General features: G+C 66.4%; 10 protein-coding genes. 3 read left to right on the forward strand and 7 right to left on the reverse strand.

The window, feature by feature from the left end:
* A complete protein-coding gene (gene brxD / locus ABKA17_RS26710; RefSeq protein ID WP_353694770.1) occupies positions 1-1,338 on the reverse strand; it encodes a BREX system ATP-binding protein BrxD in 1,338 nt (445 codons plus the stop codon).
* A gap of 237 nt (positions 1,339-1,575) precedes the next feature.
* Here brxD and ABKA17_RS26715 point away from each other — a divergent pair, with 237 nt between their 5' ends.
* Together ABKA17_RS26715 and ABKA17_RS26720 are read left to right on the forward strand one after the other, a co-directional pair.
* Positions 1,576-3,384 (forward strand): GmrSD restriction endonuclease domain-containing protein, encoded by a 1,809-nt coding sequence (locus ABKA17_RS26715; RefSeq protein ID WP_353694771.1) that lies wholly within the window; start codon positions 1,576-1,578, stop codon positions 3,382-3,384.
* Positions 3,385-3,451: 67 nt separating this feature from the next.
* Positions 3,452-4,444, forward strand: coding sequence for a CBS domain-containing protein (locus tag ABKA17_RS26720; protein WP_353694772.1), 993 nt, complete (start codon positions 3,452-3,454; stop codon positions 4,442-4,444).
* 53 nt (positions 4,445-4,497) lie between these two features.
* Here the strand turns inward: ABKA17_RS26720 and pglZ are convergent, their stop codons facing one another.
* The 5 genes from pglZ to ABKA17_RS26745 all read right to left on the reverse strand — a co-directional run bounded on the left by pglZ (position 4,498) and on the right by ABKA17_RS26745 (position 14,199).
* The gene (gene pglZ, locus ABKA17_RS26725; protein WP_502994383.1) at positions 4,498-7,395 is read right to left on the reverse strand and encodes a BREX-2 system phosphatase PglZ; all 2,898 of its coding nucleotides are present in this window, start codon (positions 7,393-7,395) and stop codon (positions 4,498-4,500) included.
* Between the two features lie 34 nt (positions 7,396-7,429).
* Entirely contained in the window at positions 7,430-11,356 is a 3,927-nt protein-coding gene (gene pglY / locus ABKA17_RS26730; RefSeq protein WP_353694774.1) for a BREX-2 system ATPase PglY, read from the reverse strand.
* A 194-nt stretch (positions 11,357-11,550) separates the two neighbouring features.
* Positions 11,551-12,996 (reverse strand): ATP-binding protein, encoded by a 1,446-nt coding sequence (locus ABKA17_RS26735; protein ID WP_353694775.1) that lies wholly within the window; start codon positions 12,994-12,996, stop codon positions 11,551-11,553.
* Between the two features lie 130 nt (positions 12,997-13,126).
* Entirely contained in the window at positions 13,127-13,330 is a 204-nt protein-coding gene (locus tag ABKA17_RS26740; protein ID WP_353694776.1) for a DUF397 domain-containing protein, read from the reverse strand.
* Complete coding sequence (locus ABKA17_RS26745; protein WP_353694777.1) at positions 13,327-14,199, reverse strand: helix-turn-helix domain-containing protein; 873 nt, start codon at positions 14,197-14,199, stop codon at positions 13,327-13,329. The genes ABKA17_RS26740 and ABKA17_RS26745 overlap by 4 nt, the downstream gene beginning before the upstream one ends.
* 187 nt (positions 14,200-14,386) lie before the next feature.
* Here ABKA17_RS26745 and ABKA17_RS26750 point away from each other — a divergent pair, with 187 nt between their 5' ends.
* A complete protein-coding gene (locus tag ABKA17_RS26750; protein ID WP_353694778.1) occupies positions 14,387-15,049 on the forward strand; it encodes an ATP-binding protein in 663 nt (220 codons plus the stop codon).
* Here ABKA17_RS26750 and pglX read toward each other — a convergent pair whose 3' ends face one another.
* Positions 15,050-18,799: a BREX-2 system adenine-specific DNA-methyltransferase PglX gene (pglX, locus tag ABKA17_RS26755; RefSeq protein ID WP_502994384.1), complete on the reverse strand. Its 3,750-nt coding sequence runs from the start codon at positions 18,797-18,799 to the stop codon at positions 15,050-15,052.
* Between the last annotated feature and the right edge of the window lie 14 nt (positions 18,800-18,813).

Below are 18,813 nucleotides of genomic sequence, written 5' to 3' on the forward strand. Positions count from 1 at the left end.
TCACGGGAGGTCCAGTTCGACGTCATCGGCACTGTCAACCGCCGCGGCGTTGCGCTCGACCTCGGTCAGCTCCGAGGCGTTCACCGTGAGCGCGTAGTGCTTGCGCGGATCGAAGTCCTCGAACTGCTCCACACGGTCCAGGACGTCGCCGACGAGCTTCTTGAGGAACAGACGAGGCGCTACCCCCACCTTGCCTCCCAGCGCCCCACCGACGGCCTTGGCCAGGTCGGCGACATATGCGTCGTCGGTGATCTCCCGGACTCGCTCGGCCGCTGAAGATCCCGATGCATACAGGTCCCTGATGGTCAGCCCGAGACCGACCAGCGAGTCCAGTGTGAAGCCCGGCAGCCTGAGCTGCACGGCACGAGGGTTGTCGAAGCGCGGATCGGTGGTGAAGTCGGTTGCCAGCCGCTGGGCCAGCGGAGCCAGACGTTGCACGCCCTGTCGGCCGTCGTAGAACGCCGGCGTTCCGGTGATCAGCAGATAGAGGCCGGGGAAGCGTCCGGAGTGCACCTCGTCGATGAGCTGGCGCAGCGCGTTCAGCGCCTTGTCACGGGCATCGGACCGAACCCGTTGCAGGGTTTCCACCTCGTCCAGCACAACGAACAGGCCCGCGTGCCCGGAGTCACGCAGCACCGTGAGCAGTCCCTGCAGGAACCCGAGAGCGCCGAAATGGTCGAGGTCGCCGCGCACCCCGGCGGACCTACGGGCCGCCGCGGCCACATGCGGCTGCCCCCCCAGCCACGCCATGACTGCCGAGGCGGTGGCCTCGTCGCCCGACTCGAGGGCCGTACGGTAACCCCGCAGCGCCGTCGCGAACGACGGGGCGTGCCGGGACACCTCGGTAAGTCGGGCGGTCATCAGCCGCTCCACCTCTGCGGGCAGGTCCTCCTCGGACGCACCTGCGGCGAGGGAGTCCTCTTCAAGGGCGTAGAACCAGGCGTCAACAACGGGCCGAAGCGCGCTCGGGGGAAAACCGGGCGTGGTCAGCCGCTCGGTGAGGCGGCGGTAGACGGTCTCCAGCTTGTGCAGCGGAGTCTCGGTCTCCGAGACCTGGATCTCGGCGACGGCGAAATTGCGCCGCTTGGCCCGCTCCCCGAGCCACCGTGCGAAGAAGGTCTTGCCCGACCCGTACTCGCCGCGCACGGCCTTGAATACCGACGCGCCCGACGCCACGGCGTCTAGCTCAGCGTCCAGGGCGCTTTCGTAGCGGTTCAGGCCGGTGGCCAGCAGGTCGAGCCCGCTCTCAGGGACGGCTCCTCGGCGCAGCGCATCGATCACGTCACGGCGCCGCGCGGCACTGACGGGTCCGTTTCGGCCAGGGCTGTCTGTACTCACCCCGACAGTCTCCCATCGGCTTGAGACCACGAGGTGCAGGGCGAAAAGGGCGGCACCCTAGTGCGTTTGGACCGTAGCGCGAATGGACATTCCGGGCGGCTCCGGAGCGCTGTTGCTGGCGCATGATAGCGGGATCGGTGAACGCCTTGACTGCCGACAACCCCCTTGGTGCAATGGCATGTTCACCGTCGGGAGAGGCGGTGGCGCAGCGTTCGGTCCCAGACGGAAAGACACAGCGTGGCACTCGACAGTCTGAAACTCAGCGACGCCCTTGCGGACGTCGCTTCCGGCGCCTTACAGCTCCCCGACTTCCAACGTGAGTGGAAGTGGGACGACGAGCGCATCAGGGCACTCATCGCGACGGTGACACTCGACTATCCGCTCGGGGTGGTGATGGCGTTGCAGACCAATGGCACCTCACTGTTCCGCACCCGGACACTCAAGGGTGCCGAGGACGCGGAGGGCCGGGTGCCTGATCTCCTACTGCTCGACGGCCAGCAACGGTTGACCTCCCTCTTCCAGGCTCTGCACCGGGATCGCCCGGTGGAGACGGTGGATGCTCGCGGCAAGGAACTGAGGCGCTGGTACTACGTCGACATCGCCAAGGCCATCGGGCCACCGGCCGAACGCGACGAGGCCATCGTGTCCGTGCCTGAGGACAAGATCCTCAAGACCGGCTTCAACCGCAGGGACCTTGTCGACCTGAGCTCTGTCGAAGGTGAGTGCGCGGCAGGCTATTTCCCCCTCCACTTCGTGTTCGATACCGAGCGAGTGAATGACTGGCACCAGGAGTACGTGAAGGTCGACGTCACGAACTGGGGGCTGTGGGGACAGTTCCAGATGCACGTGCTCAACCGCATGCAGTCGTTCCAGGTGCCGATGATCAAGCTCGCGGCCTCTACGACCATGGACGCGGTCTGTGCCGTGTTCGAGCGGGTGAACACCGGTGGTGTGCCGCTCAACGTCTTCGAACTGCTGACGGCCACCTACGCGGGCAATCAGGAGTACGTGGCCCAGCACGGCGACTACTACAAGCTCCCCGATGTCTGGCTGGACATCAAGAAGGGCCTGACCTCGTCATACCCCGTGTTCGGGCGCATGGAAGCCGGCGTCGAGGACGGGCTCAGCAGCAGTGACTTCCTCCAGGCCGTGGCGCTCGTCCGAACTTGGGAGCGCAAGCGCCAGGAGCCGCGCGCCGCGGTCTCCTGCAAGCGTCGTGACCTGCTGGAACTGCCGCTCGCCGACTTCAGTCTGCTCGCTCCGCGCGTGGCCGAGGCCTTCGAGTGGGTGGGGGCCTTCTTGGAGCGGCAGTGCATTGTGCGCGCCCCCGACCTGCCGTACCGAACCCAGCTCGTACCGCTGGCCGCCGTACGGACGATCCTGGGCGAGGAGACCGAGACAGTAGCAGCCGACGAACTGTTCACTCAGTGGTATTGGTGCGGTGTGCTCGGAGAGATGTACGGCGGTTCTACGGAAAGCCGCTTCACCCGCGACGTCGAGCAACTCGTCGAACGCTTGCAGGGGAACACCGAAGTAGTTCCCGACACCATCGCTGAGGCCGCCTTCCTGGACGACAGGCTGGACACCCTCAGTACCCGCAACAGCGCCGCGTACAAGGGGGTTTACGCCCTCCTGGTCAAGCAGGGGGCGGTGGACTGGTACTTCACGGAAGCACCTCTGAACGCCGCGCGCCTCGCCGAGTACAGCGTGGAGGTGCGCCAGATCTTCCCCAAGGCGTGGATCGACAAGAACGACCGGGCCTACAGCAACAGGGCGAATTCGATCATCAACAAGACACCCCTGTCGCTGCGGGCCAGCAAGAGCATGACCGGATCGCCCGCCGGCTACCTCAAGACGCTCGCACTCGAGTCGGGAATGCGTCCCGAATGGTTCGACGACGTCATCGGTACTCATCTGATCGACCCTGCCGCGCTGCACGCGGGCGATTTCGAGCGGTTCTACGAGAACAGATCCAAGCAGCTGCTGGAGCTGGTCATGTCGGCCATGGGCAAGCGCACCGTCTTCCGCGACGTGAAGGCCGGGTGACGCGGCCGTGCTCCGGACACCCTCCGACGAAGAACTGCTGGCATTCAAAGGCCGACGCGTTCCTCTTGTGGAACTCCTGACTTGTTTCAACACCCGGTTCCGCAACGACCAGGCCATCCTGCACATCGAGCAGAAGCTGAAGGACGTCGGTCTGGCGACCCTGCCGTATTTCGCGACCTGCAGCAGTCAGTCCGAGATCCACATCGTTGCCCAGGAATCCGCGACAGGGGACCAGAGCGACGGAACGGACGGGGAGCAGGAGGATGAGGCGGGGTTGCTGCCCGGTGCCATGCCACAGCAGCCCTTCCGGATCGGCGACCTGCCGTGCGCACACGCCGGAGTCGACTCGGTCACGCCTGCCTCGGACCTCACCGAGGCGACGTACATCATGCACACGAAGAACTACGCCCAGGTCCCGGTCCTGGAGGACCAGTACACGGTGGCCGGTGTTGTCACCTGGCGCTCGGTGGCCAAGATGTACGCCACCGGAGCGGAAGCGGCACTGGCCAATGCGATCGTGGAGGACCCGCCGGTCGCGCACGCACACGACGACTTCTTCGCCATGCTCTCCAATGTTTGCGAGCACGGATACGTGCTGGTCCGGGCTCACAACGGGCGCATCAGTGGCATCGTCACCGCTGCGGACATCACCCAGCGCTTCGACGCGACCGCATGGCCGTTCTTCGTCGTGGGCGAGATCGAATTCCGGCTCCGCAAGTGTCTCGGCGCGAAGATGAGCGAGGACGCCATCCGTGCCGTGCAGCACAACGACAGGAAGACGGGAAAGATCGCGGACCTCATGTTCGGCCAGTACGTCATGCTGCTCGACGGAGATCAGCGCAACAAGCAGGGACATCGCAAAGAGGCGCTGTGCGCCGCGGCCGACCAGAACTGGCAGACCCTGGGCTGGACCGGGGTGAACCGCGTCCAGTTCGTGCACCAGCTCGACCGGGTGCGCAGCATCCGCAACCAGATCGCGCACTTCGACCCGGAGCCGCTGTCGGCGCAGCGGAGCGAAGAGCTGCGCCAGTTCGCGGGGTTGCTGCGTCAGCTCACCTGACGCGTGGGGTCGTCGGGTCCCGGGGCGCCCGGGACCCGACGACACTGTTTTCCTCAACTCAGCTCGAACTGGTCCCGCAGCAGTCCGGTGTGCAGCCGCAGGGTCCGCCCGTCCGGCAGCGTCTCCAGCACCTGGACACCGTCGTGATTGAGCAGCTGCCGTAGCACGGCGGCGAAGCCGTCCGCCGGCCGGTTCGCGGGCAGGCCGACGCGCTGGGCCAGAGCAGTCATGGGTAGGGTGCCACCCGCGTCCAGCAGAGCATGTACGGCCCTTTCCACCCGAGCAAGGTCCGGTTTACGGGCGAGCAGCTGCACCTGTGCCGTGAAGACCTCGGACTTCAAGAGAGCGTCGACCAAGGCATCACCTGGAGGCACAGGGGCTACGGACAACAGGGCGCCGTCCTCGGATCCCGAAGGAGCCAGCGTCACGTCGAACAGTGCCTCGTGGCTCTTGGCGAGTTCCGCCTCGCTCTTGGCCTTCTTGGGCGACTTCTTCGGTACCGGTGCCGAGACCGCGGCGGTATGGGCCACCCGCGGCGTCTGCTTTTCCCCTTGCGGGGTCAGTGACCACCAGCTTGGCTGCTGGTTCCCCAGCTCCCGCCAGCCGCTCGGCGGCTTCGCCCCGAAGGGCAGGAAGGCCAGCACAGGGATGGCGAATTCGGCTAGGGACGCGCCGCCGTGATAGCCAGCCTTGCGAGAGGTGTAGCGAGTGTCGGCATCCCAGAGGGCGACGATCTCGCTCCCCGGTTCCGGATCGAGAACCCGAGGGCCTGTCAGCACGATCTCCTGCTCGGCGAGCGGACCTCCGGTGCCGCGGTGCCGTGCGGAACGCACGTCCTCGGAGTTCACCCGCGCCGACCGTCGGTCGATGACGTGACCGTGGTCGCTGGTGAGGATCACCGCTCTGCCCTGCGCCGCGGCGGACCGAAGCAGCGCTCGCAGCCCCCCTATGTCGGACAGCCGCCAGGCCCCGTCACCGAGTTTCTGCTCGGAAGCCAGCCGGTCATCCACAGTGTTGAGGACCACCGCAACATGCGTACGGTCGCCGACAAGTGCGTCGTGCAGTTCGGGACCGAACGGTTCACCGCTGCTCTCGGCGCGCAGATCGTCCTTGTGGAAAACCTCCACGTTCTCCCCACCCCAGAAGCGGTGAGCGGGAACCAGCCTCTTCTCGTCGGCCTGCGTGCCCTTCATCAGTCGCGCGGCGAAGAGCGAGGTCCGCGACACAGCCGTGACGGTGGGGAGTGCGGCTGCCATCGCGCGCCGCCTCGGGGTGTCCTTCGCGCCCGGCAGCGGGTCGTACTCGACCCAGTGGTCACGTAGTTGCTCACCGACTTCGGCGGCGATGGCGGCGCTCATCCCGTCTAGCACGAGGAGCAGCACTCTCCGCTCTCCGGCCTTCACCACCGGGGCGACGACCTCGGGGAGGAACGTCTCCACGGCCAGCATCGAGCCGGGACCACGGTCGGTCGCCGTCCGAACAGCAAGTACCTGGGCGAAGTGCCGGTCGATCTCGCGCCGACGGTCATGCGCCGACGCACACAGAGCGTCGTACGCCGACCGGAGCGCCGGATCGGGATCGCCTCCGGACTCGATGTGTTCCAGCGCCAGGTCCACCCAGCCCGTCTCGACGACGTGACGGGCGATGGCATCCGCCACCGATCTGGCCTCCACCGGTGGGTCGGTCGCGAGCCAACGCGCCAGCCGCTGCGCCATGCGCACTCGCCCGATACGGACGCCGTAGTCGGGGTCCTGGGCGAGCCGGTGGTTGCTGAGGGCCTTCACCGCGGGTGTGATCCGCTCGGGGACGCCGCTCGACAGCGCCTCGCCGGCAGCATTGAAGCGCGCTTCAAGTCCTGCCGCCAGTACGGGACTAGTCCCCGCAGCCCGTTCGGCTCCGAACTGGCGTGCAAGGGCCGCCGCTCGGTCGAGCACAGAGCCAGTCAGTCGCCGGGCTTCCGCTGCCGTTTCGTCACTGTCCGACCATCCTGTCAGCAGCAGGGCGGAGACGAACTCCTCGCAGGACCGTCCGAAGGCTGCGGCGAGCGCATCCAGGTGCTCACCCTGGGCGGGCGGCTCTTCTCCGAACCAGCGCTCGGCACGCCCCCGGGCCCGATAATCCTCCGCGTCCGCCACGGCGTCGGCGTGCCCCCACAGCGCCGCGCAGACCAGCCCGAACGCGACGGCGTCCGGCCCGTGTTCCGCCGTCACGAGGGCGAGCAGGGCCTGTCCCGCGCGCCCGCCCTGCTCCTCCTCGCCGAGGAACTGAACGAGCCCGGCCCGCTCGGGCGCGCGCAGCGCCAGAAGCCGCTCGGGACTGCCATGCACGAGAGACCATCGCAGCAGGGTGTGGATGTCCAGTTCGTCACCAACCCCTGCCACAGAGCGGGAGGTTTCGGCATCCGGGTCGTATCGGCCGATTCCCAGCCTGCGCAGGGCGAGTGAGGTCAGCGCCTCGCGCCGCGACAGCACACCACCCGCCAGCTTCGGCCATCCGCCGTGCGGGGGAGCGGCGTCCAGCAGCGCCTCGGCAGCCCAGTTCTCCTCGAACAGCCGGTGGTCGGAGGCGCTGGCACCGAACGCCTCCCGTACGACGTCCCAGGTGTCGACGGCGTTGACCCGCTGCCGGTGCACCTTGGCCAGCAGATCGGGCCCGAGCTCTGCCTCCTCGCGGTCGGTGAGCACCACCAGCACATCGGGCCCGGTGGCCGACGGCTTCTGGTGCGCAAGGAGCAACTCGTACACGCCGAGGGGAGAGGGCGCCGCCGCGACCACGGCCCGCCGCTGCTCACCCCAGGGCAACTCGTCCGGGCCGTCCCAGGAAGGCGCGGCACGCAGCAGTACGACCCGGCGCTTGTCCGGCTTGAGGCCGGGCTGCGACGCCAGGTACTGGGTGATGGTCGCGGCGTTGAGCCGCACTGCGCTGGTGGTGGTCACGGCCGCCGTACTCACTGCTCCCACACCTTCTTCGCCCGCTGCCTTCCGCTCATTCCACGACCCGCCAGCTGATCTCGATCTCTACGTCCGGCTCGGCGGCCGCCAGTTCATCCAGTTCGGCCCTCAACTCGGCCAGCGCACGGGAGGCCGTGGTCCGGCCACCGCCCGAGCGGCGTCCCGCACGTCGTCCGCCGTCGGTGCCAGGGTGGGTGGAGGGCACGGGCGGTTGACTGGTGTCGGTGCTCAGGCTGACCGTGTCGGGCTTGGTGAGAGGTTCGGTCGGCGTGGGCGCGGCGTACGCCCTGCGCGGGTCGGCCGTGCGCGCCTGGCTGCGTTCGATGACGGCGACGATGGACCGCCGTGCCTCCTTCAGTGCCTCCTTGAGGTCCTTGGTGCGCTGATCGACACGCGCCGCCCCACGCAACTCCTCCAGGACCGCCTCGCCCTGCGGCCCGTAGTTGGAGGCGAGCTTGAGCATGTCCCAAGCCGCGGTGGCCAAGGCAGCCGCGACGGCCTCGGCCTGCTTGATCGACGCACCGTAGCGGCTCGTCGGCACGTCGCCGAGATCGAAGCCGGCGAATGCGGAGATGACCTGCTTGGCCGCAGCGGAACCGCCGGCCGCACCCTGATCCAGCCCGCGCAGCTCGTCCAGCAGGTCCCGAGCCCGGCGGGCGATCGCCAACCGGCCGGACTCGTCGGTGCCGTCCAGGCCGAGCAGCGTCGCGTGCTTCTCCAACTGCGCCACCAGATCGGCCGCGTGCGGCTGATACGTGCGGGCCCGTTCTGTGATCCGCCGTGCGAACTGCCCGACCATGCGGCCGCGGCGCAGCCTGGGCGGCTCCTCCCCGAAGATTTCCCAGTAGCGGCGTCCGGCTTCCTCCCAGACGTGTTCGTCCGGCAGCGGCTGGGAACGCAGCGCGTCCTGCGGCTTGATCGCCGAGAGTTCGGGAGAGGGATCGAGCAGCGCACCGGCCCGTACCCAGACCCGGTCGTCCATCTCCGCGTACGACGCGATGACCAGGTGGGCGAGGAACGGCTCCAGACCCATCATCGTGGGACGGTCGATCCACTCGGCGAGCTGGACGACACTCAGGTCACCGGGACCCGCCTCGCCGCGCGCCTGGAGGGCGAAGTGCTCCGGCCAGCGGGTCGAGAGCCGGAAGTACGCCTCCTTCTGCTGGCCGAGTCCCAGCGGGGCCGCGATGCGCCGCATGAGCGCACGCTGGTTGGCCGGGATCTCGGCCTGCCGGTCACCGGCCTCCGCGGCGGCGCGGACAAACCCGAACACGGCCCGCGCGTCAGAGAGTTTGACGACGGTGCCCGTGCCGTCGGGGTCGAAGTCCGGATGCGCGGGGAACTGATGGGCCAGCAGCTTGCCCGCAACGTGCCTGACCGCGTCATGCAGGGACTGCCCGATGGAGACACGCAGATCTGGCACGTCAGGCAGCGGCTCCAGGTGCTCATTGAAGTCCGGAATGACGTCGCCGGGCTTCTTGGCCGCAAGACCATAGGCCTGCTTGAACGCGGCCTTCACCGTCTTGGTCAGCGTCTCGCGCTGGTCTTCCAGCAGAGCCTTGGCACGGGCCCGGTTGTCGGCGTTCAGGTGCTGCGCGTAGCTGGTGTCGAAGCGCCGCTGGTCGGCGAGCGCATAGTGGATGACCACCAGCCGTTGGAAGTCCTGGAAGCGGCCGGTGGACAGATGCGTGGGAATCCACCCCACTGTCCGTGGCCGATTTCCGGGAAGCCGACGGAGCTCGGCCATACGGTTGACGTCTTCGCGCCACCCGTACTCGCCCTCGTCGTACGGCAGATCGATGATCATCCGCCACAGCCCGTCCTGGCTGGGGGCGAAGTCGTGGTCCTGCAGGTCGTCGTGGTCGGCGATGTTGCCGAAGATGACCTCCACCGTGCGGTTCGAACCACGCCAGACGAACTTCAGCTCGTCCGCGGTGAGTCGCTCCTGGAGGTCGATGCCCAGCTCCTCGGCGAGCAGTCGCTTGGCGAGGGCGCGGCGATTGGAGCGGTTGTTGTTGACGTTGGCGTTCGCGATGACCGAATCCACGTCCACGCCGGCCAACTCGAGCCGCACGCCGGGGTTGGCCTTGGTGCCGGTGGGTTTGATCTCCGCGAAGCGCGATGCCCACTCGTCGATCTTCGACTTGATCGCCCCGACCTCCGCCCCGGGGATGGGGGAGACGACCGAGCCGTGGTTGAGGGCCGCGAGCCGCCGGATCGTCAGGTCCCGCAGCGCAGGCACGCTGGGCGCCAGCGCGGACAGCAGGAGCGTGCACATCAGCCGGTCGTCACCCACGAACGCCTTGCACCGCTGGACGAGCCCCTGCTCCGTGACGGTCTCGCGACGGTGGCGGTAGCGCTCGATGTCCTCCTCAGTGACGTCGTACATCGCCAGGAGATAGGGCCGCAGCTTGGTGCGGTACAGCTTGTCCGCAGCCTGGAACTCCACCTTGAGACTGTCGACGAATGGCCGGTCACCGCCGTCGGCGATGACCGGGTAGAGGTCGCCGAGAGGGATGAGCTGTTCCAGCGTCGCGTCGTCGCGATGGTCGGCCAGCAGCTGGCCCATCAGCTTCAGACCGGTACGGGAGCGCTGCAGTGCCGAGGAGATGTGGACCAGGGTGTCCATGAAGGAGGGAGAGAAGGGATACGTCAGCCGGAACGACGCCTCGTCAGCCCCGGTCGTCCCCTCGTCAGAGCCCAGCAGCACGTCCCACACCTGCGGCCCGACCCGCTTGATCTTCGAGAAGGCCGTATCCAGCTTGGCGGCGGCCTCCGCGTCCTTGGGCTTCAGGAGACGGGCGTGGGCGATCTGTGGGAGGTTGCGGTCCTCCAGCGTGATCTTGTCGAAGCGCCCGGAAGCCAGGTTCAGGCTGTCCTGGATCGCGGTCTCGGCTGCTCCGGAGACCTCCTGGCCGACCAGCTCCCGCAGATCGCGCTGACGTGCGATGAACGACACGATCGGGATGGCGCGGCGAGAGTCGGCGCCCTCCACGAAGTTGGTGATCTTGTCGGCTTCGCGGGAGACGAACTTCTGATCGTGGATGCGGTTGGCGAGCCAGAGGATCAGCTCGTCCATGAACAGGATGAGCCCGTCATACTTCAGCGACTTCGCATGCTCGGCGATGACGGCGAGGCCGGCGTCGAGCGAGATGAATCCGTGCTCGTCCTCGGCGGCGTTCTGCGCGAAGCCGGGGAACCAGCTGGTGCTCGCGTCGTGCACCAGCTTGGCGCGAAGCTCGGCCGGAGTCGTCGGGTTGACCAGGTTGAGGTTGACCTCGGCGCCGTCCAGTTCCTCGGCGGTGAGAGCGGTGTTCAGGAGGGTCGGGGTCCAGGCGAAGGAATCGCCCCACTCGTCGTCGGTGTCGGAGGCGTCTTCGTCGGACGCTGCTCCGGCGAGCCCTTCGATGAACTTGTCGTCGCCCATACGATCCCTCAGTGCGCGGATGTCCGCGAAGAGGGAGTCGGTCCGGTAGACCTGCGGAGTCGGCGCATCGGAATGCAGTGCCTTGACGTGGCTGACGTACCCGCCGAGCACCCGCTGCTCCAGGGACTTGGCCCCGAGCATGTGGTACGGCACGAGCAGGAACTTCTTCCCGTCGGTGCTCAGCCATTCATGCTTGGCCAGCACCGGATCGAAGTCGGTCCGGGCACGTGCGGCCTCGTCACCCCGGAGCAGGGCGTGCAGCACGGCCATGAAGTGCGACTTACCGGAACCGAACGAGCCGTGCAGATACGCGGCCTTCGACGTCTGCCCGTCCAGTGCGGTCTTGATCAGACTCAGCGCTTCGTCGAAGTTCTCGAGAAGACGTTCGGTGACGACGTAGTCCCGCAGCGCCCGTTCAGCGCCCTCCTTCGTGACGGCCTCGGCCAGCTTCAGTACGAAGTCGGACGTGGAGATGGACGTCTTGATGTCGATGACATCGCGGAGGAGGGGGGCCGTGGCGGCGGTCGGGGCCATCTCTGTCTCGCGTCTCCTGTTTTTCCGTGTACTACGTCTACGTCCGCAGGGCAGCGCGGCGCGTTCCCCCGTCATCCGGGACGGCGAGTGACGCACAGCACCACATGCCGCCTCGGAGGCACCGTCCGCCACCGTTCACACGAGTGGGGACGGCTTTCGATCGTATCGGGCGCGTATGACATGGGGGAGAGACCTCACGTTGCGGCCCCCCAGGCCTCCATCAGCTGCTCGGGCCCATACGTCGCCGTAGGCCCTTCCACCGTGAACCCGGAGCGGGACACCGCGACCAGGGGAGTGTCCTCGTCGGCACCGGGCACGGCGAGGGCGTCCCGGGCCAGCGAGGCCAGGGCGCGGTGGTCGAAGGGGCTGCGTTCGTGCCACTTGATCGAGCCGACGAAGCCGATCTCGCGGGCGGGTGCTCGGTCTGTCCCCACAAGATCGACCTCGGGATTGTTCGTACGAGGCCACCAGCCGCCCACTTCCCGTACCTGTGGCCAGGTGTCGTCGGGGAGCAGCCGGGCCAGCGACTCTCGCACGACGGGTTCGATGGCTCGCCCGCGCCATGAGGTCCATCCACGTTCGACCGCCTCGACCACGATCCGGCTGCGCCCGCGCTCGATCTCCTGTATCCCCTGCTCGAGGAAGGCCAGCCAGAAACGGAGGTAGGGATCGGCGACGCGGTAGCGGCGGTCGCGGTCTCCGGGGCGGGTGGAGAGCGGGGTGTCGACGGCGACGAGCCGTTTGTCCGCGAGAGTGCGCAGGGCGGGGTTGAGTGAACCGGGCGGGAGCGGTCGATCAGCTGCTCCGGCCTTCGCAGCGATGGTCCCGAAGGTCCGCTCACCACTGCCGATCACGGAGAGGACGTGCCTGGCTTGGAGGGCGGTCGGGAACTCGGCGGCCAGTGCTCGCTCGGCGGAGACGAGGAGGGGGGAGGTGGGGTCGTCGAGGGCGCGGGAGAGGAAGTCGGTGCGGCTCTCGCCTTCCTGCCACTCCTGGCAGATGAGAGGCAGGCCGCCGGTGATCAGATGGGCGTCGAAGGCGTCCGCGGCTGGGAGCCCGGTCATCGCCATGACCTCGGAGGGTGAGAGAGGAGCGAGCACCATCTCGACCCCTCGCTGATGGAAGGGGCGGCCGTAGGCGGAGAGCTGCTCCATCATCGCGAGATCGCTGCCGATGAGGATGAGCAGCACGGGTTTGCGGCTCAGCACCCGGTCCCAGACGGTCTGCAGGGTTCCCTCCAGGACCGGGTCGCCTTCGAGCATCCAGGGCAGTTCGTCGAGTACGACGATGCTGGGAGCGTCGTCCGGGAGTACGGCTGCGAGCTGGCGCAGGGCGGTGTCCCATTCGGCGACGGTCGTGACGCCGGCGAGGAGGGCGGTGTCGGGCAGCGAGGAGTGCCGGACCTCGGCGAGGAAGCGGGCCCGTTCGCGCTGGGCGTCCTCGCCTCGGGTGGCCTGGTGGACGATGTAGGGCACCTGGGCGCGCTGACAGAAGAGGTCGACGAGCCGTGACTTCCCCACTCGACGTCGGCCGCGGAGGAGCAGGGCCCGGCCTCGCTGGTCGCCTCGGCCGTCGCGCACCCAGGCGAGGTGGCGGTTCAGGGTGGCCAGCTCGGATGTGCGGCCTACGAAGCCTGGCATGGGTCACCTTCCGAGCTTGCTCGTATCGAACATACTCAAGTGAACCATAGTATGGAGAATGAGAGTAACGTCTTGATAGCTTTGCGTGACGGTGGAGTGGTGAAGGGCGGGCTGGCTTGAGGGGGCGGGTTCAGCTCAGGTGGGCGATGAATGTGTGCCAGGCATGGGAGGTGAAGGCGATCGCTGGGCCGGTGGGGCGCTTGCTGTCGCGGACCGGGATGAGGGTGGGGATGTTGCTGGCGACTTCAACGCACTCGCCTTGCCCGCCGCTGTAGCTGCTGACGCGCCATATCGCTTCCGCGAGGACGGGCGATGAGAGGTGGTCCCAGCTCATTGTGTGTGCTCCTTGGCGATACGGCGGATCAGCCTGAGTGATTCCGTTGGTGGCAGCGCCGACGTGCGAGCGTCGTCGAAGAGTTCGCGGTAGTGGGCCACCTCGGACTCCTGCTCCATCCAGATGTTGCCGATCGGGGTCTCTGTCAGGACGAGGTCCAGTGCTGACACCCGCGGGAAGCTCAGCAGTAGGTATGGGCCGAACATACCTGAGTGTGCACCGCGCGAGAACGGCAGTACCTGGACGGTGATGTTGGGCCGTTCAGCCATGGTCGCCAGGTGTTCAAGCTGCTCGCGCATCACGGCGGGACTTCCAACCTGCTGGCGGAGAACACCTTCGGCGAGTACGGCCCAGAGCTCCAACGGTGCCTCGCCGGCGAGCCGTTCCTGCCGGGCGATCCGCACTTGCACGAATTGGTCGATCTCCTCCGCTGTCTTCCATGCGCGAGAGGCAACGGTGATTGCTCGTCCGTATGCGGGTGTTTGTAGGAGTCCTGGGATCAGCTGAGCCTGGAACGTCTTGATGCCATCGCAGATGTTCTCCATCTCGATGTAGTCCCGGTACGTATCAGCGAGGACGGCACCGTACTGATGCCACCAGCCTTCGCGGCGGCGCCGGTTGGCTCTGCGAGCGAGGGAGCCGAGGCGTTCGCGTGTCTCCAGGTCCTCCACTCCATACGTCTGCATCAGGGCGATCAGGTCCGGGGTGCGCACGGGAACATGGCCGTTCTCGATGCGGCTGATCTTCCCCTTGGTGCAGTCGAGCGCATCAGCTGCTTGCGTGGTGGTCAGGCCTGCGGCTTCACGCAAGCGCCTCAGCTCATCGCCCAGTTGGCGCCCAAGCACGGTGGATGGTTTGACATTTGGCATACGTAACTCCCTACCAGGGCTGTTGCCGAGCTGCCCGCAGGTTACTCGAAAGGGTGAATTGAGGTCTGTCTCTCCCTTCAACGTTGCGCCATCTTGCTGTTTCGCGGCACCCTCGTCCTGGCGGGAGTCGGAACCTCCCTCGGTTCGCGGGGACTTGACCATCAGCTATCGACCCTCGGGGAGCGGCATGACAGAGAGTCTGAGCTCGAACGAAGTCACGTTCCGGCTGTCCCGTTGCCGACGAAGTGTGCCGAGGTCCCGGGCGGCGTTACATGCCGTGCTCGGCGGCTGGGGCGTGGGCCAAGACGTCCTGGAGTCGGCGGAATTGGTGCTCTCGGAGCTGGTGACCAACGCGCTGCGAGTACGCGTGCCGAGCGATCGACAGGTGGGCGTACGGATCGCGCGATCGCTTGAGGATGGGCTTCTGAGGCTGGAGGTCAGCGACGCGGGCTCTGGCAGGCCCGAAGTGCGGGCGCCCGAAGACGACGAGACCGGCGGGCGGGGGCTATTGCTCGTGAGAGCGGTGGCTCACCGCTGGGGAGTTGATGAGCGCGAGGGAGGGATCGGGAAGACCGTTTGGGCGGAGCTGAAAGCGCCGGACATCGTGGCTGAGCCAGATGGGCGGGAGGTCGCGGCGGTCATGGTGCGGACAGGCCAGCGAGTGCGAGTGTGGGGCGAGTGGCGCGCTATTCGTACGGTGCGGACTGAGCCGTACGCGGCTGGTGGACTCGCCGTTGTGCTTGGACTGGACGAGGGCCCGGCGCTACGGGTACACGCGGCCGAGCCGTTGACCGTACGAGACGAGGGCGTGCCCTCCGCGCGTGAGGGCGGGGAGGGCACGCCGGGGTGATCAGCTCTTGGTTGGCTTCCCGGGGCGCCAAGCGCGCAAGTCGTCGTCGGTCAGGCCGTGTTCGCCCTGCTTGGTCGCCCGGTAGCCAGCGAAGAAAGCTGCGGGGGAGCCGCCGTACAGCGGGTCGAACTCGTCGTGCCATTGGGTGAGCCAGGGCTGAAGCTCGAGGAGGCCGGCGAGCAGCGGGGTCATCTGCTCGTCGGACAGCTCGTCGTGGTTCGTGAAGTACGTGCTGAGGGCCTGGGCCTGCTCACGGTGGTCCCAGCCTGCCCAGCCGAACAGGTCCGGAGTACCGGTGATCGCGCCGGTGGCGTAGGAGATGAACCGCTCCTTCGGCACGTCCAGCTTCCCGCGGGCGCGCCAGTAAGACGGCTTGAGGAAGTCGGCCGACGTGTACTTCGGCGGTACGGGGATCGAGTCCCGGATCCTCCGCTTGGAGGGTTCGTCCGGGGCGGCATCTTCCTGACGCTGGAGATCCCAGACGTGCTCCCAGTCGGCTCGCTTCCTCATGCCGGTGGGCTTGTAACGCAGGGCGGCGAGGAATGGGACATGCTCGTTGGCGAGCAGATCCGCGACCACGGTCGCCAGCTCCTTGCGGGGTGCGTACAACTCGGCGACGGAGACGAAGTCCTCGTCGAGGGTGAGTGCGGAGGTGAGCTGGGCGCGGGTGAGGATCGTTGGCTGGCCGTCCTGGAACCAGAGTTCGCGGGCCTCGATGCGGTCGAGTAGCCAGGAGCGCAGGGCCTTCTCCTGGAGTACGTCCCAACCTTCTGTCGCCCAGCGGCGCTTGTACTCGGGGCGCTCGACCATGCCGATGGCGCGGGACGACAGAATGGCGTCAATGCGCTTCTGGACGGTGGCGCTGTACACGTCCGACCAGTGATCGGGGAACGTGGTGATAGGAGTGGACCCGTGCCGCTTGAACCACTCGTCGGACGCTTCACCCTTTTCGACCCGCCGGGCCAGCAAGATCTCGAAGGCTCGCTCTCCGAGGGCGAGTTCGGGAACTTCGGGCTCGGGGGCACGGAGATCGTCGGAGTGCAGGTTGTAGAGCGAGTAGACCTGCCAGTCCAGTTCCTCCTGGAGGGCGATCATCTGGGCACGCGTGGAGTGCCAATTGGCGCGGGCTTCATGAAGGGAAGCCGCTGTGGGGGCGGGTACGTCGGGGGCGGTCAGGGCGGTGGGGGAAACGGCTGCCAGTTTCTGGGCAAGGGTGTCCATGGCAGTGGCGAGGGTGGTTGGGAAGGTAGAGGGGAGAGTGAGATCTTGGAGAGTGCCGGAATTAAATTGATATCGCTCAGACCAAGGCTCAGCGCTGACGCGTGCACCATCGCCCCCAATTGGATCGCCGCCGCCACCATAGTTCATCTGCTTCATCCAGCAGCAAACTAGAGATGAATTGAGGATTCCTAGCAACTGCAGGTACTCTTCTTCGCTTGCTGATGCGCGAAGCTTGATAATGGGAGCGGATTGCTTGAAAAGCATTCCGCTTCGATCCAGGGAGAAGTGGTTATGTGTTGCAACGAAAGCGAAAGTAATCGTCCACTCATGGGCGCCATGGCTCGGTGTCACCTGATGCCACTCGTACCAACTACGACCATCTGAAAAGTAAGTACCTTTAGAGAAAGTCGCTCGATTTCCCATCGTGGTTCGCCCCGGCCAAAGCCACTTATGGGCCCCAGAGTCCGTTGGAAGATCTCGAAGTTCAAGGTCGGAAGTGTATGGGTAAAAGCTGAGCGTGTCGCCCGTCCGGTTCCAATCGCGCAGCTCGTCACCCAGTGCAAGGTCCTTAGCGAAGTCTGACTCGCACCCCCTTCGAGACCATTCAGGCCAGGTCGTGAGCATGATGTCATCGGCATTAGTCATACCGAATACGCCCAGGCGACTGGTCGAGCCTGAAAGCCGTGAGGGGCTCGACGATTTAATCTGCTCGACGAACTCGAGCCCGCCGTTTGCAAGCATCCAGGGATGCTTTTCGAAGTATCGATCTCTATCGAGATCGTCAACTGATACCCATTGGCTCGGCAAAGATGAGTCGTCGATTTGATTGACGATTGCATTCCAGACAAGCCCGGCCTCTCCGGTCTCCGGGGCTTTTGGCTCACCTTGGATACTTCGTACGGTGCGGACAGTTGTCGATCGTCCGCTGGACCGCCGTCGACCGACCAGGATTACCGTAGGTGTTCCGTGTCCAGGGATGTAGGCCCCGGAGGTGTCAATTACCTCTGTCAGTTCGACCTTATGTCCGAAGTACTCCTCGATCAGCTTCGCCCCGAACTCCCGCTTCATAAAGGAGTTCGCGGTGATCTGGCCCACCATGCCGTATCCGTGCCCCGCAGGCTCTCCCACCTTTGCAAGCTGGAAGAAGCGCTCGGCAAATGGGACGGAGAGGGCGTATTTGCCTGAGCAGGACGCGTACAGCTCTCGATACAAAGCGTTGAGCTTCTTGTCCTTGACTGTAATGTAAGGCGGATTCCCTACCACTACGTCATATCGACCCTGCTCAAGAATCCCCGGATACTCGTCGACGTCCTCGGTGGCATACGTGAAATCTGCCAGCGGGTCTCCGAACTCCTCATCCCCCAGAGTCAATTCCAGCTGTCGAGCCTTGATGAGGGAGTCACCCACCGCCAGATGGATTGGCCAGTCGTACCGTCCAGCCTCCTTCAGCGTCCGCACCCCCGACACCGCCATCGCCGCCACCAGCAACCGGAAGCGCGCGATGGCCACCGCAAACGGGTTGATGTCCACCCCGTGAACGGAGTTCAGGGCGTCCCGCACCCGCTCATGTACATCCCGCCCAGGCTCCCGGTCCGCCCAAAGCCGCTCCATTCGCCGAAACGCGCCCAGCACAAAGTGCCCCGACCCACACGTAGGGTCGATCATCTTCAACTCGCCGAAGCGCCCGCCCAACTCCCGCACCACCGGATCCATCGTCCGGTCGAGAATGAACTCCTCCACGAACTCCGGCGTCTGAAGCAGCGCGTAAGTCTTCCGAGCTGCCTCCGACAGATCCTGGTACAGGTCACCCAGGAACCGCGTGCCCCACCCCTTCGTCCCGTCCTCGTTCAGAGGGTCGGTAAAGTCGTGGATCAGCTCATCGTCCTCCCGCCGCTCCCGCCAGAACTCCACCAGCGCCCGAGCCCCATCGTGTGAGACCGGAATCTGATACAGCGGATTCCGCCGCTCGTCGAACAGCAACTTGCCGGCCTGCCCCGAGCCCAACTCCGCGAACGCCCGCTCCAGCCACCCTCGGTACGTCGGGTCAGGGTCCTCCTCCACGTACTGCGCGTACCGGGCCTCCGCCAAATCCCGACGCTCGGCATCCGGCCCCGTGAGGTACGGCTCCGGGATCAGCAGGTTGTCCTCGCAGAACCGCACAAACACCGTGCCCAGCACCCAAGCCACCGCGACCTGAGTGACCCGCTCGTCCAGCCACGCGCTCCAAGTCGCGCCCGTACGCCCGAGCTTGAACGCCAGGTCGTACTCGGCCCGCAGCCGCCCAGCAACCGATTCCGCCGCCCGCACCCGCTCGGCACGCTCCTCCGGCAGCTCGGCCAGCCGCTCCTCCAGCCAGGCCTCCCACTTGGGGCTCCCCTTGGGATCGGCCTTCTGCAGCTTGCCGTACTCCGTGCGCAGCGGCTTCAGGACGGTCTCGCCGTCCCGTACCTGCTGGCCGAGGTCGACCTCGACCGCCTTCACCTGCTTGATCAGGTCCGTCAGCAGTGCCTTGGACTTGCGGTCGATCACCTGGTCACATCTCC

It is taken from the genome of Streptomyces sp. RG80 (assembly GCF_040446465.1).
Lineage (GTDB): Bacteria > Actinomycetota > Actinomycetes > Streptomycetales > Streptomycetaceae > Streptomyces.